The organism is Winslowiella iniecta, assembly GCF_001267535.1.
Lineage (GTDB): Bacteria > Pseudomonadota > Gammaproteobacteria > Enterobacterales > Enterobacteriaceae > Erwinia > Erwinia iniecta.
Genome location: NZ_JRXE01000035.1, coordinates 20,296 through 43,012 on the forward strand (window position 1 = coordinate 20,296; position 22,717 = coordinate 43,012).

The 22,717-nt window shown below is 54.5% G+C and carries 19 protein-coding genes; 10 read left to right on the forward strand and 9 right to left on the reverse strand.

Annotated elements, in window-relative coordinates; translation table 11 throughout:
* Positions 1 to 543, reverse strand: a 543-nt coding sequence (locus NG42_RS19585; protein WP_052902369.1) for a DUF72 domain-containing protein, incomplete at its 3' end; no start/stop codon positions are given.
* Positions 544 to 867: 324 nt separating this feature from the next.
* Between NG42_RS19585 and aspS the strand changes: the two genes are divergently transcribed.
* The 6 genes from aspS (at position 868) to ruvB (ending at position 6,153) form a co-directional block, all read left to right on the forward strand.
* A complete protein-coding gene (gene aspS / locus NG42_RS19590; protein WP_052902370.1) occupies positions 868 to 2,664 on the forward strand; it encodes an aspartate--tRNA ligase in 1,797 nt (598 codons plus the stop codon).
* A 1-nt stretch (position 2,665) separates the two neighbouring features.
* Positions 2,666 to 3,100, forward strand: a complete 435-nt coding sequence (gene nudB, locus NG42_RS19595) for a dihydroneopterin triphosphate diphosphatase (protein ID WP_052902372.1) — start codon at positions 2,666 to 2,668, stop codon at positions 3,098 to 3,100.
* Between the two features lie 43 nt (positions 3,101 to 3,143).
* Positions 3,144 to 3,887: a YebC/PmpR family DNA-binding transcriptional regulator gene (locus NG42_RS19600; protein WP_052902374.1), complete on the forward strand. Its 744-nt coding sequence runs from the start codon at positions 3,144 to 3,146 to the stop codon at positions 3,885 to 3,887.
* A gap of 43 nt (positions 3,888 to 3,930) precedes the next feature.
* Positions 3,931 to 4,455, forward strand: a complete 525-nt coding sequence (ruvC, locus tag NG42_RS19605; RefSeq protein ID WP_052902376.1) for a crossover junction endodeoxyribonuclease RuvC — start codon at positions 3,931 to 3,933, stop codon at positions 4,453 to 4,455.
* Positions 4,456 to 4,528: 73 nt separating this feature from the next.
* Entirely contained in the window at positions 4,529 to 5,143 is a 615-nt protein-coding gene (ruvA, locus tag NG42_RS19610) for a Holliday junction branch migration protein RuvA (RefSeq protein ID WP_052902378.1), read from the forward strand.
* A gap of 8 nt (positions 5,144 to 5,151) precedes the next feature.
* Entirely contained in the window at positions 5,152 to 6,153 is a 1,002-nt protein-coding gene (gene ruvB, locus NG42_RS19615) for a Holliday junction branch migration DNA helicase RuvB (protein ID WP_052902380.1), read from the forward strand.
* Positions 6,154 to 6,194: 41 nt separating this feature from the next.
* On the opposite strand, the gene znuB is transcribed toward ruvB, so the two are convergent.
* Both znuB and znuC read right to left on the reverse strand, forming a co-directional pair.
* The gene (znuB, locus tag NG42_RS19620; RefSeq protein ID WP_052902382.1) at positions 6,195 to 6,980 is read right to left on the reverse strand and encodes a zinc ABC transporter permease subunit ZnuB; all 786 of its coding nucleotides are present in this window, start codon (positions 6,978 to 6,980) and stop codon (positions 6,195 to 6,197) included.
* On the reverse strand, positions 6,977 to 7,732 hold the full coding sequence (gene znuC, locus NG42_RS19625) for a zinc ABC transporter ATP-binding protein ZnuC (protein WP_052902384.1): 756 nt from the start codon (positions 7,730 to 7,732) through the stop codon (positions 6,977 to 6,979). The genes znuB and znuC overlap by 4 nt, the downstream gene beginning before the upstream one ends.
* 78 nt (positions 7,733 to 7,810) lie before the next feature.
* Between znuC and znuA the strand changes: the two genes are divergently transcribed.
* The 3 genes from znuA (at position 7,811) to lpxM (ending at position 11,195) form a co-directional block, all read left to right on the forward strand.
* Positions 7,811 to 8,758, forward strand: a complete 948-nt coding sequence (gene znuA, locus NG42_RS19630; RefSeq protein ID WP_052902386.1) for a zinc ABC transporter substrate-binding protein ZnuA — start codon at positions 7,811 to 7,813, stop codon at positions 8,756 to 8,758.
* A gap of 14 nt (positions 8,759 to 8,772) precedes the next feature.
* Positions 8,773 to 10,095, forward strand: coding sequence for a murein DD-endopeptidase MepM (gene mepM / locus NG42_RS19635; protein ID WP_053115910.1), 1,323 nt, complete (start codon positions 8,773 to 8,775; stop codon positions 10,093 to 10,095).
* A gap of 125 nt (positions 10,096 to 10,220) precedes the next feature.
* A complete protein-coding gene (gene lpxM, locus NG42_RS19640; RefSeq protein WP_052902389.1) occupies positions 10,221 to 11,195 on the forward strand; it encodes a lauroyl-Kdo(2)-lipid IV(A) myristoyltransferase in 975 nt (324 codons plus the stop codon).
* Positions 11,196 to 11,318: 123 nt separating this feature from the next.
* Here lpxM and NG42_RS19645 read toward each other — a convergent pair whose 3' ends face one another.
* From NG42_RS19645 to NG42_RS19670, 6 genes are all read right to left on the reverse strand, one after another.
* Positions 11,319 to 12,551 (reverse strand): MFS transporter, encoded by a 1,233-nt coding sequence (locus tag NG42_RS19645; RefSeq protein WP_052902392.1) that lies wholly within the window; start codon positions 12,549 to 12,551, stop codon positions 11,319 to 11,321.
* A 91-nt stretch (positions 12,552 to 12,642) separates the two neighbouring features.
* Positions 12,643 to 15,015 (reverse strand): GNAT family N-acetyltransferase, encoded by a 2,373-nt coding sequence (locus tag NG42_RS19650; RefSeq protein ID WP_052902394.1) that lies wholly within the window; start codon positions 15,013 to 15,015, stop codon positions 12,643 to 12,645.
* Positions 15,005 to 16,309, reverse strand: a complete 1,305-nt coding sequence (locus tag NG42_RS19655) for a lysine N(6)-hydroxylase/L-ornithine N(5)-oxygenase family protein (RefSeq protein ID WP_052902396.1) — start codon at positions 16,307 to 16,309, stop codon at positions 15,005 to 15,007. Before NG42_RS19655 ends, NG42_RS19650 begins: the two co-directional genes overlap by 11 nt.
* Before the next feature lie 10 nt (positions 16,310 to 16,319).
* Positions 16,320 to 17,873: a pyridoxal phosphate-dependent decarboxylase family protein gene (locus NG42_RS19660; protein ID WP_052902398.1), complete on the reverse strand. Its 1,554-nt coding sequence runs from the start codon at positions 17,871 to 17,873 to the stop codon at positions 16,320 to 16,322.
* 441 nt (positions 17,874 to 18,314) lie between these two features.
* Positions 18,315 to 19,757 carry a pyruvate kinase gene (gene pyk / locus NG42_RS19665; RefSeq protein ID WP_052902400.1) on the reverse strand — a complete coding sequence of 481 codons (1,443 nt, stop codon included), beginning with the start codon at positions 19,755 to 19,757 and terminating at the stop codon, positions 18,315 to 18,317.
* Between the two features lie 127 nt (positions 19,758 to 19,884).
* Positions 19,885 to 20,754, reverse strand: a complete 870-nt coding sequence (locus tag NG42_RS19670; protein ID WP_052902402.1) for a MurR/RpiR family transcriptional regulator — start codon at positions 20,752 to 20,754, stop codon at positions 19,885 to 19,887.
* Between the two features lie 384 nt (positions 20,755 to 21,138).
* Between NG42_RS19670 and zwf the strand changes: the two genes are divergently transcribed.
* The gene (gene zwf / locus NG42_RS19675) at positions 21,139 to 22,614 is read left to right on the forward strand and encodes a glucose-6-phosphate dehydrogenase (protein ID WP_052902404.1); all 1,476 of its coding nucleotides are present in this window, start codon (positions 21,139 to 21,141) and stop codon (positions 22,612 to 22,614) included.
* The last annotated feature ends 103 nt before the right edge of the window (positions 22,615 to 22,717 follow it).

The following is a 22,717-nucleotide window of genomic DNA, read 5'->3' on the forward strand; positions in this document are numbered from 1 at the left end:
CTGTGCGTCAATCACCGCCGGTAGCGATGAAGTCGAAGCATGTATCGGGCGACTGTCCAGAATGACCCGATTGACGCCGCGCTGATGCAGCCCACGGTTAAACGCCTGCTCGGCCTCGCCTTTGGCGAAGAATGCCGGGTGACGCACTTCCACGCCATACTGAAAGTCCTGCGGTAATTTATCGAGAAAGGCCCACAGCGCCGGCAGCTCGTCGGGGCCAAACGCCGCGGGAAGTTGCAGCCAGTACTGACCGATGCGACGGGAGAGCGGATCAAGGGTGCGGAAAAATGCCTCGGTGAGATCGTCACAGTGACGCAGCGCCGCTTGATGGCTGATGGTGGACGGGAATTTAAAACAGAAGCGGAAATCGTCATCGGTCATATCGCGCCAGCGCAGCACGGTTTCCGGCTTCGGCAGCGCATACAGGGTGGTATTGCCTTCAACGCAGTTGAAATAGCGGGCGTAATCGGCCAGCGTTTCAATCCCCAGCTTTTTCCACTGTGGATGCTGCCACTGCGGCAGACCGAGGTATAAGGGTTTCATCTTCATCTCCGGAAGATCGGGCAAAAGAGAGAGATTAGCGATAAAGAGAGCATCAGGCGACCATAAAGGTGTCGTGAAGCGGCGAATTTTGTTAGTTTTTTCTGATAAATGCCGGTGCGCAAAGCATCAATCGTTGAGATCTGGCGCGGTTGTGCTGCTCAGCTCTTATCGCACTGGCGATTTTACATTATAATGCCTGCCTTTTTCTGGGCAGCGTCTGCCCGACGTGTCTGGTAATTAGCTGATTATTACCAGATGGGTAATCTCAAAAGACGACTTATTATGCTGCGCGTGCAGCAGCGATGAAGTTAAAAGGATATCGTTATGCGTACTGAGTATTGCGGACAGCTCAATCTGTCTCATGTAGGCCAGCAAGTCACCCTGTGCGGTTGGGTCAATCGTCGCCGCGATCTGGGCAGCCTGATCTTTATTGATATGCGCGACCGTGAAGGCATCGTTCAGGTGTTCTTCGATCCGGACCGTCAGGAAGCGTTTAACCTGGCTTCTGAACTGCGTAACGAATTCTGCATTCAGATTACGGGCACCGTGCGTGCACGTGATGAGAAGAATAAAAACAGCGATATGCCGACCGGCGAGATTGAAGTTTTCGCCACCGACCTGGTGATTATCAATCGCTCTGAGCCACTGCCGCTGGATTCCAATCATGAAAACAGTGAAGAAGCGCGTCTGAAATACCGTTATCTGGACCTGCGTCGTCCGGATATGGCGAATCGCCTGAAAGCGCGCGCTAAAATCACCAGCTTTGTGCGTCGTTTTATGGACGATAACGGTTTCCTCGATATCGAAACGCCAATGCTGACCAAAGCGACGCCAGAAGGCGCGCGTGATTACCTGGTGCCAAGCCGTGTGCACAAAGGCAAATTCTATGCGCTGCCGCAGTCACCTCAGCTGTTTAAACAGCTGCTGATGATGTCCGGTTTTGACCGTTACTATCAGATCGTGAAATGTTTCCGTGATGAAGATCTGCGTGCTGACCGTCAGCCGGAATTTACCCAGATTGACGTCGAAACCTCCTTTATGACTGCGCCACAGGTGCGGGAAAAAATGGAGCGTCTGGTCCGTGAACTGTGGCTGGATGTGAAAGGCGTTGAGCTGGGTGATTTCCCGCAGATGACCTTTGCCGAAGCGATGCGCCGTTACGGTTCCGATAAGCCTGACCTGCGTAACCCGATGGAGCTGGTGGATGTTGCTGACCTGCTGAAAGAGGTCGAGTTTAAAGTCTTCTCCGGCCCGGCTAATGATGCCAAAGGTCGCGTCGCGGCGCTGCGCGTGCCGGGCGGCGCGACCCTGAGCCGCAAGCAGATCGACGAGTACGGCAAGTTTATTGAGATCTACGGTGCCAAAGGTCTGGCCTATATCAAGGTCAACGAGCGTGCCAATGGCCTGGAAGGTATTCAGAGCCCGGTCGCGAAGTTCCTGACCGCGGAGATCGTGGAAGCGATTCTGGCGCGTACCGGTGCTGCTGATGGCGATATGATTTTCTTTGGTGCGGATAATGCCGCTGTGGTTTCTGATGCACTGGGTGCACTGCGCCTGAAACTGGGTCGCGATCTGAACATCACCGAGGAAGGCCGCTGGGCACCGCTGTGGGTGATTGACTTCCCAATGTTTGAAGACAATGGCGAAGGCGGCTTGACGGCGATGCACCATCCGTTTACCGCGCCGAAAGATATGACGCCGGAAGAGCTGAAAAACCTGCCAGAAACGGCGATCGCTAACGCCTACGATATGGTGATTAACGGTTACGAAGTGGGTGGCGGTTCCGTGCGTATCCATAACAGCCAGATGCAGCAAACGGTATTCAGCATTCTCGGCATTAACGAACAAGAGCAGCGCGAGAAGTTCGGCTTCCTGCTGGATGCACTGAAGTACGGTACCCCGCCGCACGCCGGTCTGGCATTTGGCCTCGATCGTCTGGTGATGCTGCTGACCGGCACCGACAATATCCGTGATGTTATCGCCTTCCCGAAAACCACCGCAGCGGCGTGTCTGATGACCGAAGCGCCAAGTTTCGCCAACCCGGCCGGGCTGGCGGAGTTGGGCATTCAGGTGGTGAAGAAGGAAAAGCCTGCTTCAGAAGAGATGCCAGAGAACGACTAAGATGGCCTATAAGCAGCCCGTTTCGGTGTTAGTGGTGATCTTCGCCCGTGACACCCGGCGGGTGCTGATGCTGCAGCGGCGCGACGATCCGGCGTTCTGGCAGTCGGTTACCGGCAGCATTGAGCCGGGCGAAATCCCGGCGCAAACGGCGATGCGTGAAGTGCTGGAAGAGGTGGCAATTGATATCAACGCAGAGCAGCTCACATTCGTTGACTGCCAGCGTCAGATAGAATTCGAAATCTTCCCGCACTTTCGCCATCGCTATGCGCCGGATGTGACGCACAGTCGCGAGCACTGGTTTACGCTGGCGCTGCCGACGGAGCGTGACGTGGCGCTCAGCGAGCATCTGGCCTTTCAGTGGCTGGATGCGCGCGCCGCGGCGCAGCTCACCAAGTCCTGGAGTAATCGCCAGGCAATAGAAGAGTTTGTGAGTTAAGTTTTGTTTTGAATGCCTGCCTGGCATCGAGGAGAAATCAAAAATGGCTGGCCATAGTAAATGGGCGAATACCAAGCACCGTAAAGCGGCACAGGATGCCAAACGCGGTAAAATTTTCACCAAAATCATTCGTGAGCTGGTGACTGCCGCGAAGCTGGGCGGTGGCGATGCCGATTCCAACCCACGTCTGCGTGCGGCAATGGATAAAGCGCTGTCGAATAACATGACGCGCGATACCATGAACCGTGCCGTGGCACGTGGCGTGGGTGGCGATGATGACAACAATATGGAAACCATCATCTATGAAGGCTACGGCCCGGGCGGCACCGCCGTGATGGTTGAGTGTCTGAGTGATAACCGTAACCGTACCGTGTCTGAAGTGCGTCATGCCTTCACTAAAACCGGCGGCAACCTCGGTACTGACGGTTCCGTGGCGTATCTGTTCACCAAAAAAGGCGTGATCTCTTTCGCGCCAGGCCTGGATGAAGATACCGTAATGGACGCGGCGCTGGAAGCCGGTGCCGACGACGTAGTGACTTACGATGACGGCGCGATTGACGTGTTTACCGCCTGGGAATCGCTGGGTGCAGTAAAAGATGCGCTGGAAGCGGCGGGTCTGACGGCCGATTCTGCTGAAGTCTCCATGATCCCATCGACCAAAGCCGATATGGATGAAGAGACCGCGCCGAAACTGCTGCGTCTGATTGATATGCTGGAAGACTGTGACGACGTGCAGGAAGTTTACCATAATGGTGAAATTTCCGATGAGGTGGCGGCTACGCTGTAATGGCGTTTCCCGGCACGTTACCGCACACCCCCGGAGGCGCGTGATGGCAATTATTCTGGGCATTGACCCTGGCTCACGCGTCACCGGTTACGGTGTGATTCGGCAGGTGGGGCGGCAACTGACTTATCTCGGCAGCGGGTGTATTCGTACTAACGTGACCGATCTGCCGTCGCGCCTGAAACTGATTTATGCGGGCGTCAGCGAAATCATCACCCAGTTTCAGCCGGAGTTTTTTGCCATCGAACAGGTGTTTATGGCGAAAAACGCCGATTCAGCGCTGAAGCTGGGGCAGGCACGCGGGGCGGCGATCGTCGCGGCGGTTAACCAGGATCTGCCGGTGTTTGAATATGCCGCGCGTCAGGTGAAACAGACGGTGGTCGGGATCGGCAGCGCGGAGAAGAGTCAGGTGCAGCATATGGTGCGCACCTTACTTAAACTGGCGGCCAATCCGCAGTCCGATGCCGCCGATGCGCTGGCAATTGCCATTACCCATTGCCACGTCAGCCAGAACGCCAGCAAGCTCAGTGATACCCGATTGCAGCTGACACGCGGGCGTCTGCGTCCTTAACAGGCTGGATATTCATCCAGCCTTTTTTATGTTATAAACAGCCATATTCCCTCATTATCCAAAGGAAGCAAACGTGATAGGTCGTCTGAGAGGCATTATTCTTGAGAAACAGCCGCCGCAGGTATTAATTGAAGCCAACGGCGTGGGTTATGAAGTGCATATGCCGATGACCTGTTTTTATGAGCTTCCGGAACTGAACCACGAAGCGATTATCTTTACCCATTTTGTGGTGCGTGAAGATGCGCAGCTGCTGTTTGGTTTTAACAGTAAGCAAGAGCGTGCGCTGTTTCGCGAATTGATTAAAGTTAATGGCGTCGGGCCAAAACTGGCACTGGCGATCCTGTCAGGCATGTCGGCGCAGCAGTTTGTGACCGCGGTAGAACGCGAAGAGATTGCCGCGCTGGTGAAACTGCCGGGTGTCGGTAAGAAAACCGCAGAACGCCTGGTCGTGGAAATGAAAGATCGCTTTAAAGGGATGCATGGCGACCTGTTCTCTGCCGATTCGACCTTCGCCCTGACCAGCGAAAGCCCGACTCCTGCCGCTAATGACGCGGAAGCTGAGGCGGTTTCTGCACTGGTTGCCCTCGGCTACAAACCGCAGGAAGCCAGCAAGATGATCAGCAAAGTGGGGCGTGCCGGTGTCGACTGTGAAACGCTGATCCGCGAAGCACTGCGCGCAGCTATTTGAGGTAAAGCATGATTGAAGCCGATCGTCTGGTATCGCCGGGCACCATCACCGAAGAAGAGGTGATTGACCGCGCCATCCGTCCTAAGCTGCTGGAAGAGTATGTGGGCCAGCCGCAGGTGCGTGAGCAGATGGAGATCTTTATCAAAGCGGCGAAAATGCGCGGCGATGCACTGGATCACCTGCTGATTTTTGGTCCGCCGGGCTTAGGTAAAACCACGCTGGCGAATATTGTCGCTAACGAGATGGGCGTGAATCTGCGCACCACGTCCGGCCCGGTACTGGAGAAAGCCGGCGATCTGGCGGCGATGCTGACGAACCTCGAACCGCATGACGTGCTGTTTATCGATGAAATCCATCGATTGTCACCCGTGGTTGAGGAAGTCCTCTATCCGGCGATGGAAGATTATCAGCTGGATATTATGATTGGCGAAGGCCCGGCGGCGCGGTCAATTAAGCTCGATCTGCCACCGTTTACCCTGATTGGCGCCACGACTCGCGCCGGTTCACTGACGTCACCGCTGCGCGATCGTTTCGGCATTGTGCAGCGTCTGGAGTTTTACCGGGTTGAGGATTTGCAGCATATCGTCGGACGCAGCGCCGCCTGTCTCGGGCTGGCGCTGAGCAGCGAAGGGGCGCTGGAAATTGCCCGCCGTGCACGTGGCACGCCACGTATCGCCAACCGGTTGTTGCGCCGCGTGCGTGACTTCGCAGAAGTGCGTGCCAATGGCGAGTTAAGCGGTGATGTGGCATCAAAAGCGCTGGATATGCTGAATGTCGACACCGAAGGGTTCGACTATATGGACCGTAAACTGCTGCTGGCGATTATCGATAAATTCACCGGTGGCCCGGTGGGGCTGGATAACCTCGCGGCCGCAATTGGTGAAGAGCGTGAAACCATTGAGGATGTGCTGGAACCCTACCTGATTCAGCAGGGCTTTATTCAGCGCACACCGCGTGGCCGTATTGCCACCCAGCATGCTTACAAGCATTTCGGTATTACCCGCGAGTAACCAGGCGGGCGGTGAGAACGCCGCCCGCTTATCACGCCGCACTACACCGCTGGCTTTTTCACCATACTGATCACAAACATCGCTGCCGCACACAGCACCACTGACGGACCGGCCGGGGTGTCATAAAACGCCGAAAAGGCCAGGCCACCCGTCACCGCCAGCATACCAATCGCGACTGCCACGGCGGCCATCTGTTCAGGAGAGCGGGCAAAACGCCGTGCGGTGGCTGCCGGAATAATCAGCAACGACGTGATAATCAGCGCACCGACAAACTTCATCGACACACCAATGGTCAGCGCGGTCACCAGCATCAGCAGCAGTTTGGTGCGCTGAATATTGACGCCGTCGACCTGTGCCATTTCCGGGCTGATGGTGATAGACAGCAGTGCGCGCCACTGCCAGGCCAGAATCGCCAGCACCAGCGCCACCCCGGCCGCAATGGCAATCAGATCGACCGGCGTGACCGACAGCAGATCGCCAAACAGATAAGCCATTAAATCGACGCGCACATTCGACATCAGACTGACCACCACCAGACCCAGCGACAGCGCACTGTGCGCCATAATGCCCAGCAGGGTGTCGATCGCCAGATGCGGGCGGCGCTCAAGCCACACCAGCCCAAGCGACAGCAGCAGGGTGACGGCAATTACCGCATAAAACGGGTTGATATTCAGCAGCAGGCCAAAAGCCACACCGAGCAGTGAAGCGTGCGCCAGCGTATCGCCGAAATAGGACATCCGACGCCAGACGACAAACGAGCCCAGCGGACCGGCAGCCAGCGCCAGCATAATGCCACCCAGCCAGCCGGGAAGTAACAGTTCAATCATGACGGACCTTGTCCTCTGCGCAGAATAATACGTCCCTGAAGATCGTGACGATGATTATGGTGATGGCGATAAATCGCCAGCTGCTCGGCACCGCGCGAGCCAAACATCGAAATAAATTCAGGATGCTGCGACACCACTTCCGGCGTGCCGGAGCAGCAGATATGGTGATTCAGGCACAGCACTTCATCGGTTTTCGCCATCACCAGATGCAGGTCGTGCGAAACCATCAGCACGCCGCAGTTAAGCTCGCGACGTAATTGATCGATCAGGTCATACAGCGCGACCTGGCCGTTAACGTCAACGCCCTGCGTCGGTTCATCCAGCACCAGCAACTGTGGATTATTCAGCAGCGCCCGCGCCAGCAACACGCGTTGGGTTTCCCCCCCGGAGAGTTTTTGCAGCGGGTATTCGAGTAAGTGTCCGGCCTGCACGCGCTTCAGTGCCGGCAGAATATCGGCCTTTTTCACCCCTGGACGCAGTCGCATAAAGCGATCAACCGTCAGCGGTAGTGTGGAATCGAGGTGCAGTTTTTGTGGCACATAGCCAATACGCAAACCGGCAGGGCGGTTGAGTTTGCCCGAACTGGGGGCAATAAGTCCCAGCACCACGCGCACCAGCGTCGATTTTCCGGCACCGTTTGGGCCAAGCAAAGTCAGAATGCGTCCGGGTTCCAGCTTAAGTGAAACATCAGACAGCACGCGACGTTGACCAAAGGTCACCGAGATGTTTTCCAGAGTTACAAGTGAGGACATTGTCGATTACAGGTTGCAGAAGATATCGAATGTTATAATATCACACTACTTCCGCTAATCACGATGGATTGACGCATTATGTTACATAATAAAAACCGCTTTTTTACCGCCCTGATGGCCCTCGGATTTACCGCTTCGCTTGCTGCGCCTGCCTCCGCTGCGGTAGTGGCCTCGATTAAACCACTGGGTTTTATCGCAGCGGCCATTGCCGACGGCGTCACGCCGGTTGAAGTGCTGCTTCCCGACGGGGCGTCAGAACATGACTACGCACTGCGCCCATCCGACGTCAAACGCTTGCAGAGCGCGGATCTTGTGGTATGGGTTGGCCCTGAAATGGAAGCTTTTTTGACCAAGTCTGCCAGCGGATTACCGGCGAAAAAGAACCTCGAACTGGCGGCGTTAAACGGGGTAAAACCGCTATTGATTCGTGGTGCCGAAGAGGATGAACACCATGAAGAAGGCCACGCAGACCATGATGAAGAGGGGCACGATCACCATCATCACGGCGAGTATAATATGCACCTGTGGTTATCCCCTGAAATAGCAAGGCAATCTGCGGTTGCAATCCACGAAAAATTATTGGAACTTATGCCGCAAAGCAAGGACAAACTAGACGCTAACCTACAGAACTTTGAGGTTAGTCTGGCGAAATCTGACCAGCAGATTGGTTCCGAGCTTGCGCCAGTGAAGGGGAAGGGATATTTCGTTTTTCATGATGCCTACAGCTACTTTGAAAAACACTACGGGTTGTCGCCTTTAGGGCATTTTACCGTGAATCCTGAGATCCAACCTGGTGCCCAGCGTTTACATCAAATACGAACACAGTTGGTTGAGCAGAAAGCAGTCTGTGTTTTCGCTGAACCACAATTCAGGCCGGCCGTCATCGATGCCGTTGCCCGCGGAACCTCTGTGCGAAAAGGCACCCTGGATCCGTTGGGAATGGGTATCAGCTTAACCAAAGACAGCTATGTGAAATTCCTCTCACAGTTGTCGAGCCAGTATGTGAGCTGCCTGAAAGGAGCATAGAGGAATAGTAAATAGTGCAGCAGATAGCCCGCTCTGTCGCCATGGCGTTCAACAACTTACCACGGCCCCACCGCATCATGCTGGGGTCTCTCACTGTCGTGACACTGGCCGTCGCTGTCTGGCGGCCTTACATCTATCATCCCGGCGAAAACCCGATCGTTAAACATATTGAACTGGATAAAAGCGAGCTGCGTACTTTGCTGCCGGAAGCCAGTGAACCGATCGATCAGCCGACTCCGGCCCCGGAAGAAGACATTCCTAAAGATGAAATCGACGAAGATGTACCGAATGAGTCGGGCACGCACGATTACACCGTTTCGACCGGCGACACCCTGAGCAGTATCCTTAATCAGTACGGCATTGATATGTCAGATATCAATCAACTGGCTAATGCTGACAAAGATCTGCGTAATCTGAAAATCGGTCAGCAAATTTCCTGGACCTTAACCGACGATGGTCAGTTACAACGGATGACCTGGGAAATGTCGCGCCGTGAAACCCGTACGTACGATCGCTCCGGCAACGGTTTTAAAGCTTCCAGCGAAATGCAGCAGGGCGAATGGAAGAACAGCGTGCTCAATGGCTCCTTAAACGGTAGCTTTGTCAGCAGCGCCCGTAAAGCCGGTCTCAGCAGCGGCGAAGCCAGTGCGGTGATTAAGGCGATGCAGTGGCAGATGGATTTCCGCAAACTGCGCAGCGGTGACCAGTTCTCAGTGCTGATGTCGCGTGAAATGATGGATGGCAAGAGTGAACAGAGCCATCTGTTAGGCGTGCGTATGCGTACCGGTGGTAAAGATTATTATGCGATTCGCGCCGAAGACGGCAAATTCTACGATCGCAGCGGCTCGGGTCTGGCGCGTGGCTTTATGCGCTTCCCGACCGTGAAGCAGTACCGCGTCTCGTCTAACTTTAACCCACGTCGCCTCAACCCGGTGACCGGGCGTATCGCACCGCATAAAGGCGTCGATTTCGCCATTCCGATTGGCACGCCAGTGCTGGCAGTGGGTGATGGTGAAGTGGTGGTAGCGAAACGCAGTGGCGGTGCCGGTAACTATGTGGCCATTCGTCACGGTCGTCAGTATATGACGCGCTATATGCATCTGAAAAAACTGCTGGTTAAGCCAGGCGAGAAGGTCAAACGTGGCGATCGTATTGCGCTGTCCGGCAATACCGGCCGTTCAACCGGGCCGCATTTGCATTATGAAATCTGGATTAATAACCAGGCGGTTAACCCACTGACGGCGAAACTGCCGCGCTCTGAAGGCCTGACAGGTCAGGATCGTAAAGAGTATCTGGCGCAGGTCAGAGACGTGGTTCCGCAGTTGCGCTTCGACTGAGTCAGTCAGGCAGCAGAGAAAAACCGACGGCGCAGGCTGTCGGTTTTTTTTCGTCGGTTATCGGGAATGATTGCAAATTTGCCTGTCAGCACTATCATTAGCCGGTTATTGTTTGAGGCGAGTGCATGGAAAACAGAAAAAAAAGTAACAGTGAATTTATTCCCGTCTTTCAAAAGGCTTTCCTTAAGCCGAAATACTGGGGTGCCTGGCTGGCGATTGGTGCCTGTGCCGGGATGGCGATGTTGCCTGCGCGCGTCCGTGACCCGATTTTAGGCGGACTGGGCCGCACCGCCGGTAAGTTTGCCCGCAGCGCGCGTCGTCGCGCCCAAATCAATCTGTTTTATTGCCTGCCGGAATTGCCGGAACAGCAGCGTGAAGCGATTATCGATCAGATGTTTGCGGTGGCGCCGCAGTCGATGGTGATGATGGCCGAGCTGGCGCTGCGCAAGCCAGAACATGTGCGCGATCGCGTTGAGTGGCACGGCAAAGAGATTATTGAGGGCTTGCGTGCTGAACAGCAGAATGTGATTTTCCTCGTGCCACATGGCTGGGCGGTTGATATCCCGGCGATGCTGATGGCTTCCGAAGGCCAGAAAATGGCCGCGATGTTCCATAACCAGCGTAATGAGCTGGTGGATTATATGTGGAATGCGGTACGCCGTCGCTTTGGTGGCCGTATGCACGCACGTAATGACGGAATTAAACCTTTTATCAGCTCAGTGCGTCAGGGCTACTGGGGCTATTATCTGCCCGATCAGGATCACGGCGCGGAACACAGTGAGTTTGTCGATTTCTTTGCCACCTATAAGGCAACGCTGCCGGCGATAGGTCGCCTGATGAAGGTGTGCCGGGCCAAAGTAGTACCGCTGTTCCCGGTTTATGACAGCAAAACCCATAAGCTGCACGTGCATATTCGTCCACCAATGGAGGATTTGCTCGATGCGGATGATGAAACGCTGGCGCGCCGGATGAATGAAGAAGTGGAAATTTTCGTCCGGCCTAATCCGGAACAGTACACCTGGATTCTTAAGCTGCTGAAAACCCGTAAAGAGGGTGAGCAGGAGCCTTACCAACGCGACGAGCTATTTCCGAAGAAATAGTGCTGCAGGGGCGTTCTCGTAGGGTGCCGGAATATCGTAGGGGAGCCGTTATCGGCTCCCGTCCTGAAGAGTGCCAGACCTCAACAGGGACGACGCGAACGCCGCACCTGCGGGCAGATGACCTTACAACGCCACCACCTGACTGCGTCTTTGACGCTCACGCAGAAATCCACGCACCAGCGCCAGCCAGATTAACCCCGCCAGCAGATTAATGCCGCTGAACCACCGGCTGCCTCCGGCAAAATAGCCATACTTCGCCAGCTCAATGCCAATCGCAAAAGCGGCAATACTCAACATGCCAATCATCGCCGCCACGCTGCCTTTGCCCGCCTCGCTGGAAAACAGCGTCAGACGGTACAGACCGGCATTGACCAGGCCAGAACCAAAAGCATACAGACTCAGCCCGGCAATCATCCACAGATAGCCGTGACTGTCGATAACCGCACTTAGCGCGGCGATAATCAGCCCCAGCATAATCGGCCAGGCACCCAGCTTCAGCGGTTGCTCCAGCGGCACGCGTCCTGCCAGTTTGCCCAACGTCAGGTTGCCGACGATCATCGCGAGGAACACCGGCAGTTGCAGCAGCGCGTAGTGCATACGGCTGAGACCCTGGTCATGGATCAGAATCACTGGCGACAGTGCCACCCACGCCAGCATCGGAATGCCCAGAATACCGATAGCCAGTGCGCCGCTGATTACCTGGCGATCTTTCGCCAGCGCCAGATAACCTTTGCCCATCGATTTCAGTGACACCGAAGCGTTTCGGTCTCCGGCGGTTTCCGGCATGCTGCGCCACAATCCAATTAATGCTATCGCGGTCACCGCGGCGAACAGATAAAACATATCGCGCCAGCCGCCAACGCTGAGAAATGCCGCGCCCGCTACCGGCCCCGCCAGCGGCGCCAGCAGCGCCACGTTGGCCATCAGCGCGGTGATTTTCACACTGAGCGCTTCATCAAACGCCTCCAGCACAGCGGCATAGCCCACCGCGCCGATAAAGCACAGGCTGATGCCCTGAATAAAACGCACGGCAACAAACTGTTCGATACTCTGCACCCAGTGCATCACCAGGCAGGACAGCATAAAGAACGCCACACCGAACAGCATCACCGGACGCCGGCCAAATTTGTCCGACAGCGGGCCAAGCAGCCATTGCAGCAGGACGCCACCGACCAGATAGCCGGTCAGTGAAGCGGAGACCCATTCCGGTCCGACATTAAATTCGCCGGTCACCAGCAGCATGCCCGGTTGAATCATATCGTGGGCGATATAGGTGGCGAACTCGAACAACACCAGTGAGAAGGGGAAGATCAGGTGACGAAAGGTCAGATTTGATACCGGGGTATACGACGCCATCCAGGCTCCTTGTTTCCAGTAAACGTAAAAACGCGACCGCCAGTGCAGTCGCGCTAAATATAAACTCGGTTAACAGCGATTTGCGGAAATTTTACTTATCAGCAAACCGGGCGATCGGGTTAATCAGTGTTCCGGCAAATTTCAGATTTTCTGCCGGATCAGACAGATTAATCATCTGCTGGTTATTGGCCAGTTGCAGACGGTTGAGACAGGAGAGTTCGAACTCCGGCGTAAACAGATCGTAGCGGGCAAACTTACTGGCCAGCTGAGGATGCGCCTGCTGATACTCTTTGACGCAATCCGCCACGCAGCGCCAGAATGTTTCTTCCGGCAGGGTGTTATCCTGCGCCAGAATAGCGCCAATAAAGCGGAAGATACAGTCAAACACGTCAGTGAAGATCGATAACAGCTTCAGATTTTCCGGCACGTCCACCGCCAGGCGCTGCGCCTTCTCTGGCAGCACCGCATCCGGATTCAGCACCGCAATCTCTTCGCCAATATCTTTCATATACGCGCTGACCGGCAGGTTATTTTCCAGCAGCAGAATCAGGTTTTCACCGTGTGGCATAAACACCAGGTCATGCTGCCAGAAACAGTGCAGTAGCGGGCTTAAGTAACAGCGCAGATACGCGCTGACCCAGCTTTCCGCACTGACGCCGGAGTCGGCAATCAGCGCTGGCAGCAGGGCTTGCTGATGGTGATCGATATGCAGCAGCGAAGCCATGGTCATCAGGCGCTGATTTGGCTGCAACGCGGTAACCGGGTTATCACGCCACAGCGCGGCAAACATCTTCTTGTAAGCTGAATCACCGCTGATCGCCTGCTCATAGTAGCGATTATGATAGCCGATGGCCGCCACCTCGCGCAGGATGCGGAAATCACACTGCTTGAGCCAGTGGTCGTTTTCCACCAGGCCTTCCAGCCACTGATTCACCGCCGGAGTGGTCGCCATATAATAAGGCGACAGGCCGCGCATAAAGCCCATATTCAGCACCGACAGCGCCGTTTTCACGTAGCGCTTGTTGGGCTGGCTGCGGTTAAAGAAGGTGCGGATTGACTGCTGTGCCTGGTACTGATCGTCGCCTGCGCCGAGATAAATAATATCGCGCGCGGCAATATCCGGCGCAAACACCGTCAGCAGCTTATTCTGCCACTGCCACGGATGCACTGGCATAAACAGGTACTGGTCGCGATCCACGCCGATCTCATCCAGACGCGCGTTAAAGGCATTGACGGTGCCTTCGCCCAGTTCGTCACGCATCAGCTGTTGATAGCTTAATTCATCAAGGCTGGAGAAGTGCGCATTACGCAGATGTACCGCGACCCATACCAGGTTAACTGGCGTGGCGGCTTCCGGCGCAAAGGCGAGGTAGTCGCGGGCATCAAAACCGATGCGGCCATTATTGGCAATAAAGCACGGATGGCCTTCAGTCATCGCGGCTTCAACGGTCTGGAAGTCCGCTTTGGTCAGCGCCTTGCTGTCCGGATTATTGTTTTGCAGTTTGAACACGCTGCTGCACAGGGTACTGGTGATCTCTTCCATATAGGTCGCCAGCATCGTCGGCGGAATGCCGATCTGCTGATTGAACTCGACGATAAAGCTCAGTGCATCCAGCTTCAGCGGCTCGCCATTCTGATGTTTGCTCAGGGAATCCAGATCGATTGACCAGTGATCCAGCGCCATGCGCGCCGCGCAGAATTGATACTCCGCTTCTGCGCCCGGCACCGCCAGGCTGTAACGATCAAGTTTACCGGCCGATGCCACTTTTTTCGGTTCGACCAATTTTTCATGGGCGAATTCGGCAATCGCTTTGCGGATCAGCAGACGGTTAGCCAGCGTCCAGTTGTCGCTGGCCAGATGGCTGCCGGTAAGGAGCGTCGAGGTGTTATTCATAGTTAAAGATTCCTGCAATAAAGCTTTTTGATAGTCATCACGCTGGCAGAAGGCCAGCCAGGCGGTTTTATGGCCCATATCGATGGTGTGCTGATAGCGGAAGCCCGCACGTTTGTTCAGCGGATGGATTTTGTCATTGCGCACATCCGGCTCCACTACCACCCGGCCCACCTGTGGCTGGCTGAACATGTAATCCATAACCGTGCTGAAAACCTGCCAGCTAAACTGTTTCAGCGGTTTTTCTGCGGGCGCGATCAGGATATGCATACCGTAATCATCGTCGCGTGCCGGATAAAACTGCCCGACTTGATCCTGCTGCGCCTGGTAAAACTCCATCAGAAATACCGGCTGCTGATTGCAACAGCCAATTAACGCCGCATGAGGGTTATCACGCGTCAAATCGCGATAGAAACCGGCGACCGTTTCGAAATCGTCATCCTGCATGCCCCAGAAGCGCGCATAATCCTGCGTCACCCAGCTGTAAACCAGCGCGGCATCTTCTGCCTGCATCGGGCGCAGTGTGAACTGGCCCGCCGGACGGGCGCAGCGGTAGAGGATGTTATCGCTCATTGCGCACCTCCGGGTTGGCCGGGAAGGTCTGGAAAGCAATCTGGCGCTCAACCGGGTAGACTTCGCGCCCGGTGATTTCGCGGATCAGCACGGAATTGCGATAGCAGGCCATGCCCAGATCCGGCGTCACAAAGCCGTGGGTATGCAGCTCGGCGTTCTGCACAAAAATCTGGTTATGCTGATCGATGCTGTAGTTGCGCTGCACGTCATAACGGCCTTTCTCATCCCAGCGCAGGCGGTCAGCAATACCCTCGACAAACATCGGCGGCTGATACTGATAGCCGGTGGCCATTACCAGCCCTTCACTGCGGCGGACAAAGGCGACATCCTGTTCCTGCTGATGCAGTGCCAGTTCGAATTCTCCGCTCGGCAGCCAGCGCATATCGTTCAGTTCCGAATGGGTAAACAGATTAACGTCCAGATCGCCATCCAGCTGCTTCACATACAGCAGATCGTAGATGTCATTGATCAGACAGCTATTAATCCCTTTGTACAGATTCTTATGTTTGGCATTCAGCTCATCACGCTTGCTGGCGGGCAGGGCGTGGAAGTAGTCAATCCACTCCGGCGACGTCATCTCCAGCGTCAGCTTGGTGTACTCCAGCGGATAGAAGCGCGGCGCACGAGTTACCCAGTTCAGCTGGTAGTTAAAACGATCGATATCGCCCAGCAGATCGTAGAAGATCTCGGCGGCGCTCTGGCCGCTGCCCAGCACGGTAATCGAGTTTTTCTGCTGTAACGCCGCTTTATCTGCCAGGTATTCACTGGAGTGCGTCAGGCGCTGACGATGCGGGCGGCTGCATGGCGGCATCCACGCGCTCGGTCCGGTGCCCAGCACCAGTTTGCGCGCCAGCCAGCTTTGCGTTTCGCCGGTCTGGGTAGAAGCGCTGCGCACCCGATAACATTGCAGTTCGTCGTCATAGCTGACGTATTCAACCCGGGTATTCCAGTGCAAATTGTCCAGCTGAGCGCTGGCCCACTGACAGTACTGGTTATACTCCTTGCGCATCAGGAAGAAGTCTTCGCGAATATAAAAGCGATACAGCTTGCCGGTTTGCTTCATATAGTTCAGCAGGCTGAAGCGGCTGGTCGGATCGGCCAGCGTCACCAGATCAGCCATAAACGGCGTTTGCAGATGCGCACTTTCCAGCATCATGCCGGTATGCCAGTCAAAACCCGGATTCTGGTCGAGGAATACGCCGTCCACGCCTTCAATCGGATCCGTCAGACAGGCCAGCCCAAGATTAAACGGGCCAATACCAATACCGATAAAATCATAAATTTTGTTATTCATGGTTCTGCTCTCACTGATTAGCCGCGTTCAGACTCTGACTTCGCGCCAGTTCACGGCCGTAATGTGCGATTAGGGCAATAATGTCTTCCAGATCGGCTGAGGTGGTCGCCGGGTTCAGCAGGGTAAATTTCAGATACTGACGGCCATTCACTTTGGTGCCCGCCACCACCGCATTTCCTGAACGGAACAGCGACTTACGAATCTGCGCATTGATCTCATCGACCACCGCATCGCTGATGCCTGGACGTGGCACATAGCGGAAAATCTGGGTCGTCAGCTCGGGCTGATGCAGCACTTCAACCGCCGGATGATCCTTCAGCAGCTTATGGGCGGTACGGGTCAGATCCAGCAGCGTGTCGAAAGCTTCGCCGAGGGCATCCGGCCCCATAATGCGCAGTGTCATCCACATTTTCAGCGCGTCGAAACGGCGGGTGGTCTGAATGCTTTTGTTCACCAGGTTTGGTGTGCCTTCCTGCTGCGCACTGAGCGGATTGAGGTAATCGGCATGCACGGTAACGTGACTGAGATGCTGGCGATCGCGTACAAAGAACGCGCCGCAGCTGACAGTCTGGAAAAACGATTTGTGGTAATCGACCGTCACAGAATCGGCCTGTTCAATACCGTTCAGGCGCTGGCGATGCTGCGGCGAGACCAGCAGACCACAGCCGTAAGCCGCATCGACGTGCATCCATAAACCGTAATGCTGGCAGAGAGTGGCAACGGAATTTAGCGGGTCAATGCTGCCAAAATCGGTGGTGCCGCTGGTGGCAACCACCGCAATCGGGATCAAACCTTGCTGGTGGCAGCGCTGAATTTCCTGTTCTAACAGTGCGGCGTCCATGCGATAGTGCTCATCGTGATCGATGGCAATCACCGCGTCATAACCGAGTCCGAGAATGGCTGTCGATTTCTGAATGCTGAAATGGCTCAGTTTTGAGGTGAAAATACGCCATTTGCTGGCTTCCGGCGGCAGGCCTTTCTGCTTAATCAGATGGCCCGGACGGTGTTTCGCGCACCAGCTGTCGCGTGCCAGCAACATTGCCATCAGGTTTGACTGCGTGCCGCCGCTGGTAAAGATACCGTCTGAGCTGGCTGGCAGGCCGATACGGCTCAATGTCCAGTCGATCACTTTCTGTTCAATCAGGGTGCCGCCTGCGCTCTGATCCCAGGTGTCTACCGAGCTGTTAACCGCACTCATAATTTGTTCTGCCAGCAGCGAAGGCAGCACTACCGGGCAGTTCAGGTGAGCAATATATTTCGGATGATGGAAGTAAACCGCGTCGCGCAAATAGAGTTGCGACAGCTCTTCCAGGGCCGCATCGCTGTTCAGTAGCGGGGCATTAAGATCGACCGCGTTAAACGCCGGTGCCAGCTCGTGGGGAAGAATACCGCTAAAAGGTTTTTCGACCTGCTGAATGGTGTTGTTGATTAATTGCAGCGCCGTCAGCGTTTGTTGCGAATAAGCATCAAGCTGAGCTGCATTAAACAGCATATCGCCAGCTGTCTCATCGGGGTGTTGTTGAAACTGTGAGGCAGTGCGCGCCGCTTGAGAACCAAAGACCATACCCTGTACCTTTTTTTGGACGTAAGAAACCCTGCCGCCATATAAAAATGACAGCCATTACCCTGCGATGTCAGAGGACATCAGTTAAACGCTATTTAAGAATAATCAGAAACACACCGATTCCGGTCATGCGTCAAAAATGCATCAATTACCGGTAGTGCGTGAAAATCCTTAGTTTCATAAGGTTAAAATCACTGTTTGTTACCCGGATGTTACCTTTATTGGTGTGAATGAGATTATAAATAGGAATCATTAGCATTCAATGAGTTTATTCTTACATGAAAGTGTTAAGCGTTGTTGATGTTAAATTTGTGATGCAGATCACATTTTTATCGTGCAGAAACCTGAGTGATTATCGGGATAAAACGTCGTGGGCAGGGGATGGTATGGCAAGAAGGGGAAAAATGGGCTGCATGGGCAGCCCAATTATTACAGCAGGAATTATTCGACGCGCAGCACGCGACTGGTGTTGGTGGTGCCAACGGTACTCATCACGTCACCCTGGGTGACAATCACCAGATCGCCTGACACCAGGAAGCCTTTATCACGCAGCGAGTTAATCGCATCGTTAGCCGCGGCGACGCCATCGTTATTACTGTCGAAATATACCGGGGTCACGCCGCGATACAGCGCCGTCAGATTTAGCGTGCGCTCATGGCGAGACATGGCAAAAATCGGCAGACCCGACGTGATACGTGAGGTCATCAGCGCGGTACGGCCAGATTCGGTCATGGTGATAATCGCCGTCACCCCTTGCAGGTGGTTAGCAGCGTACATTGCTGACATGGCAATCGCCTCTTCGATATTATCGAACTGCACTTCAAGGCGGTGTTTGGACACGTTGATGCTCGGGATCTTTTCCGCGCCGAGACAGACTTTTGCCATCGCGGAAACGGTTTCAGCCGGATACTGACCGGCAGCGGTTTCGGCTGACAACATCACCGCATCGGTGCCATCGAGCACCGCGTTGGCTACGTCCATCACTTCCGCACGGGTTGGCATCGGGTTGGTGATCATCGATTCCATCATCTGGGTCGCGGTAATAACGGAACGATTTAGCTGACGCGCGCGACGAATCAGCGCTTTCTGGATACCGACCAGTTCAGGATCACCAATTTCAACGCCAAGGTCACCACGCGCCACCATCACCACGTCGGAGGCAAGGATAATATCATCCATGGCAGCCTGGCTGGCGACGGCTTCAGCACGCTCGACTTTCGACACAATCATGGCATCGCAACCGGCTTCACGTGCCAGTCGACGCGCATAGTGCAGGTCTTCGCCGCAACGCGGGAAGGAAACCGCCAGATAGTCGACGCCGATTTTTGCCGCGGTCAGAATATCAGCCTTATCTTTCTCGGTCAGCGCTTCTGCCGACAGACCACCGCCGAGTTTATTAATGCCTTTGTTATTGGAAAGCGGCCCGCCGACCGTCACTTCGGTAAACACTTTCATGCCCTGAACTTCCAGCACTTTAAGCTGTACGCGCCCGTCGTCGAGCAGCAGCACATCACCCGGCACCACATCTTCCGGCAAGCCTTTGTAATCAATCCCGACTTTCTCTTTATCGCCTTCGCCTTTACTCAGGCTGGCATCCAGCAGGAAGCGATCGCCGAGATTAAGGAAAACTTTGCCTTCTTTAAAGGTAGAAACGCGGATTTTGGGACCTTGCAGATCGCCGAGGATCGCCACGTGACGGCCAAGTTTCTTTGCAATTTCGCGGACTTTATCGGCACGCAGCTGATGGTCTTCCGGCGTACCGTGCGAGAAGTTAAGACGAACAACGTTAGCGCCAGCAGCGATGATTTTTTCAAGGTTGTTATCGCGATCGGTTGCCGGACCTAAGGTAGTTACAATCTTGGTTCTTCTGAGACGTCTTGACATGTAGGACTCCGTTGACTTTTAAACGTGGTGTTGCCATAGCAATCACGGGTTCTTCTGTTCTGGTTATAACATTTATATAACAAGGGGCATACCTGGTCGACCCCCTTGTTTTGATAGTGGCTAAACACTATCGCGGAAAGAGAGAGGTCGCCGCGTCCTTATCTAAACGCGATTCTTTCAATCCTTCTTTGACGCGCTTCAGGTTATCTCTGAATTTTGGCCCACGACGTAGGGTAAAACCGGTTGCCAGTACATCAATGACGGTTAACTGCGCCAGACGCGAGACCATCGGCATATAGATGTCGGTATCTTCGGGCACGTCTAAAGTCAGCGCCAGCGAAGCCTCGTGCGCCAGCGGCGAGCCGGGTGAGGTAATCGCCAGCACGGTGCCGTCATTTTCCCGCGCCAGTCGCGCCAGCTCGACTAAATTTTTGGTGCGTCCAGTGTGTGAAATCAGCACGATCACGTCACCTTCGGCACTGTTCATGCAACTCATGCGCTGCATCACAATATCATCGGAATAGATGACAGGCACATTGAAGCGGAAAAATTTATTCATTGCGTCGTGGGCCACCGCCGCCGATGCGCCGAGGCCAAAAAAGGCAATCTTTTTGGCTTGCGTCAGCAGATCGACCGCGCGGTTAACCGCACTGCTATCGAGTTGCTGGCGCACCTGGTCCAGACCGGCCATCGCTGACTCAAAAATCTTGCTGGTATAGCTGTCGACACTATCATTTTCATCAACATGGCGGCTGACATACGGCGTCCCGGTCGCCAGACTTTGCGCCAGTTGCAGTTTAAAATCGGGAAAACCTTTGGTTTCCAGCCGGTGACAAAAGCGGTTGACCGTTGGCTCGCTGACTTCCGCCGCACGTGCCAGCAGGGCGATACTGGAGTGCATGGCGGTTTGCGGCGCGGCAAGGATCACCTCAGCAACTTTGCGCTCAGATTTGCTAAGGTATTCTACAGAAGCCTGAATTTTTTCCAGCATATTCATCGGGGGCAGACCACTCATCAATTCTGACGATTTCATTCAAAGGAGAAATCGATGTCATTTTGTAGAGAATATACAATGCCGTAACCGATGACAGGCAGAGCCAGGCAGCCAATATTTACATTTTTTGCCAGAGTATGAGCTGTGTCTGATTTTCATAATGGTAAAACGGTAACAAAAAAGTCGAAAAATTACGCACAAACTGACGCATTGTTGGCTTAAACAGCCAGTAAATTGACCATCGGGATAGACATTGGCCTGGCAGACGCCGCGCTGGTTTACGTGTCATAGCCAAAGAAGTACATTGTGTTGAAAGAAAATTACAATAAGAGTCTGACTGATTACGGAATCCGCAAGTCAGATTCATCCTGCAACGAGGAGATTAAAATGGCGGTAACTCAAACAGCCCAGGCATGCGATCTGGTTATTTTCGGTGCCAAAGGCGACCTTGCACGCCGGAAACTGTTGCCTTCTCTGTACCAGCTGGAGAAAGCGGGTCAGATTCATGCAGATTCGCGCATTATTGGTGTTGGCCGCGCCGACTGGGATAAAGCTGCCTATACCAAAGTGACTCGTGAAGCGCTGGAAACCTTCATGAAAGAGAAAATCGATGAGGCACTTTGGGATAAGCTCAGCAGCCGCCTCGATTTCTGTAACCTCGACGTTAATGATATCTCGCACTTCCCGAAACTCGGCAAGATGCTGGATCAGAAAAAGCGCGTCACGATTAACTACTTTGCCATGCCACCAAGCACCTTTGGCGCGATCTGCAAAGGGCTGGGCCAGGCGAAGCTGAACGCGATGCCGGCACGCGTGGTGATGGAAAAACCGCTGGGAACCTCGCTGGAGACTTCGCGTGAAATCAATGACCAGGTCGGTGAATATTTCGAAGAGAGTCAGGTGTTCCGTATCGACCACTATCTGGGTAAGGAGACAGTACTGAACCTGCTGGCGCTGCGTTTTGCCAACTCGCTGTTCGCGTCGAACTGGGACAACCGCACCATCGATCACGTGCAGATTACCGTCGCGGAAGAAGTGGGTATCGAAGGCCGCTGGGGCTACTTTGACCAGGCGGGTCAGATGCGCGATATGATTCAGAACCACCTGCTACAGATTCTGACCATGATTGCCATGTCGCCGCCAGCCGATCTCTCTGCTGACCGTATTCGTGACGAGAAAGTTAAAGTGCTGCGCTCACTGCGTCGTATCGATCACAGCAACGTGCGTGAGAAAACCGTGCGTGGTCAGTACACCGCCGGTTTTGTGCAGGGTAAAAAAGTGCCGGGCTACCTCGAAGAAGAGGGCGCAAATAAATCCAGTAACACCGAATCCTTTGTTTCGATTCGTGTTGATATTGATGACTGGCGCTGGGCGGGCGTGCCGTTCTACTTGCGTACCGGTAAACGTCTGCCAACCAAATGTTCTGAAGTGGTGGTCTACTTCAAGAACCCGGCGCTGAACCTGTTTAAAGAGTCCTGGCAGGAACTGCCGCAGAACAAACTGACTATCCGTTTGCAGCCAGATGAAGGTGTGGATATTCAGATTCTGAATAAAGTGCCGGGTCTGGATCATAAACATAACCTGCAAACCACCAAGCTGGATCTGAGCTACTCCGAAACCTTTAACCAGTCGCACCTGGCCGATGCTTACGAGCGTCTGTTGCTGGAAACCATGCGCGGCATTCAGGCGCTGTTTGTGCGTCGTGATGAAGTGGAAGAGGCGTGGAAGTGGGTTGACTCCATTATGGATGCCTGGGCGGCGGATAACGAAGCTCCTAAGCCTTATCAGGCTGGCACCTGGGGGCCGGTGGCGTCAGTGGCAATGATTACCCGTGATGGCCGTTCCTGGAACGAATTCGAGTAATTAACCGTTAATTATCAAACCCGCTTCGGCGCTGAGGGATCCCCACTAAATCAGCGCTAATAAACCAACACCATATTACGGTAGGTTTTGGCGAGGTGGCTGA

Bases quoted from the DNA above. Each gene is read 5' to 3' on its own strand.
- aspS (WP_052902370.1), top strand. From the start codon at position 868: ATGCGTACTGAGTATTGCGGACAGCTCAATCTGTCTCATGTAGGCCAG.
- nudB (WP_052902372.1), top strand. From the start codon at position 2,666: ATGGCCTATAAGCAGCCCGTTTCGGTGTTAGTGGTGATCTTCGCCCGT.
- NG42_RS19600 (WP_052902374.1), top strand. From the start codon at position 3,144: ATGGCTGGCCATAGTAAATGGGCGAATACCAAGCACCGTAAAGCGGCA.
- ruvC (WP_052902376.1), top strand. From the start codon at position 3,931: ATGGCAATTATTCTGGGCATTGACCCTGGCTCACGCGTCACCGGTTAC.
- ruvB (WP_052902380.1), top strand. From the start codon at position 5,152: ATGATTGAAGCCGATCGTCTGGTATCGCCGGGCACCATCACCGAAGAA.
- znuB (WP_052902382.1), bottom strand. From the start codon at position 6,980: ATGATTGAACTGTTACTTCCCGGCTGGCTGGGTGGCATTATGCTGGCG.
- znuC (WP_052902384.1), bottom strand. From the start codon at position 7,732: ATGTCCTCACTTGTAACTCTGGAAAACATCTCGGTGACCTTTGGTCAA.
- znuA (WP_052902386.1), top strand. From the start codon at position 7,811: ATGTTACATAATAAAAACCGCTTTTTTACCGCCCTGATGGCCCTCGGA.
- lpxM (WP_052902389.1), top strand. From the start codon at position 10,221: ATGGAAAACAGAAAAAAAAGTAACAGTGAATTTATTCCCGTCTTTCAA.
- NG42_RS19645 (WP_052902392.1), bottom strand. From the start codon at position 12,551: ATGGCGTCGTATACCCCGGTATCAAATCTGACCTTTCGTCACCTGATC.
- NG42_RS19650 (WP_052902394.1), bottom strand. From the start codon at position 15,015: ATGAGCGATAACATCCTCTACCGCTGCGCCCGTCCGGCGGGCCAGTTC.
- NG42_RS19655 (WP_052902396.1), bottom strand. From the start codon at position 16,309: ATGAATAACAAAATTTATGATTTTATCGGTATTGGTATTGGCCCGTTT.
- NG42_RS19660 (WP_052902398.1), bottom strand. From the start codon at position 17,873: ATGGTCTTTGGTTCTCAAGCGGCGCGCACTGCCTCACAGTTTCAACAA.
- pyk (WP_052902400.1), bottom strand. From the start codon at position 19,757: ATGTCAAGACGTCTCAGAAGAACCAAGATTGTAACTACCTTAGGTCCG.
- NG42_RS19670 (WP_052902402.1), bottom strand. From the start codon at position 20,754: ATGAATATGCTGGAAAAAATTCAGGCTTCTGTAGAATACCTTAGCAAA.
- zwf (WP_052902404.1), top strand. From the start codon at position 21,139: ATGGCGGTAACTCAAACAGCCCAGGCATGCGATCTGGTTATTTTCGGT.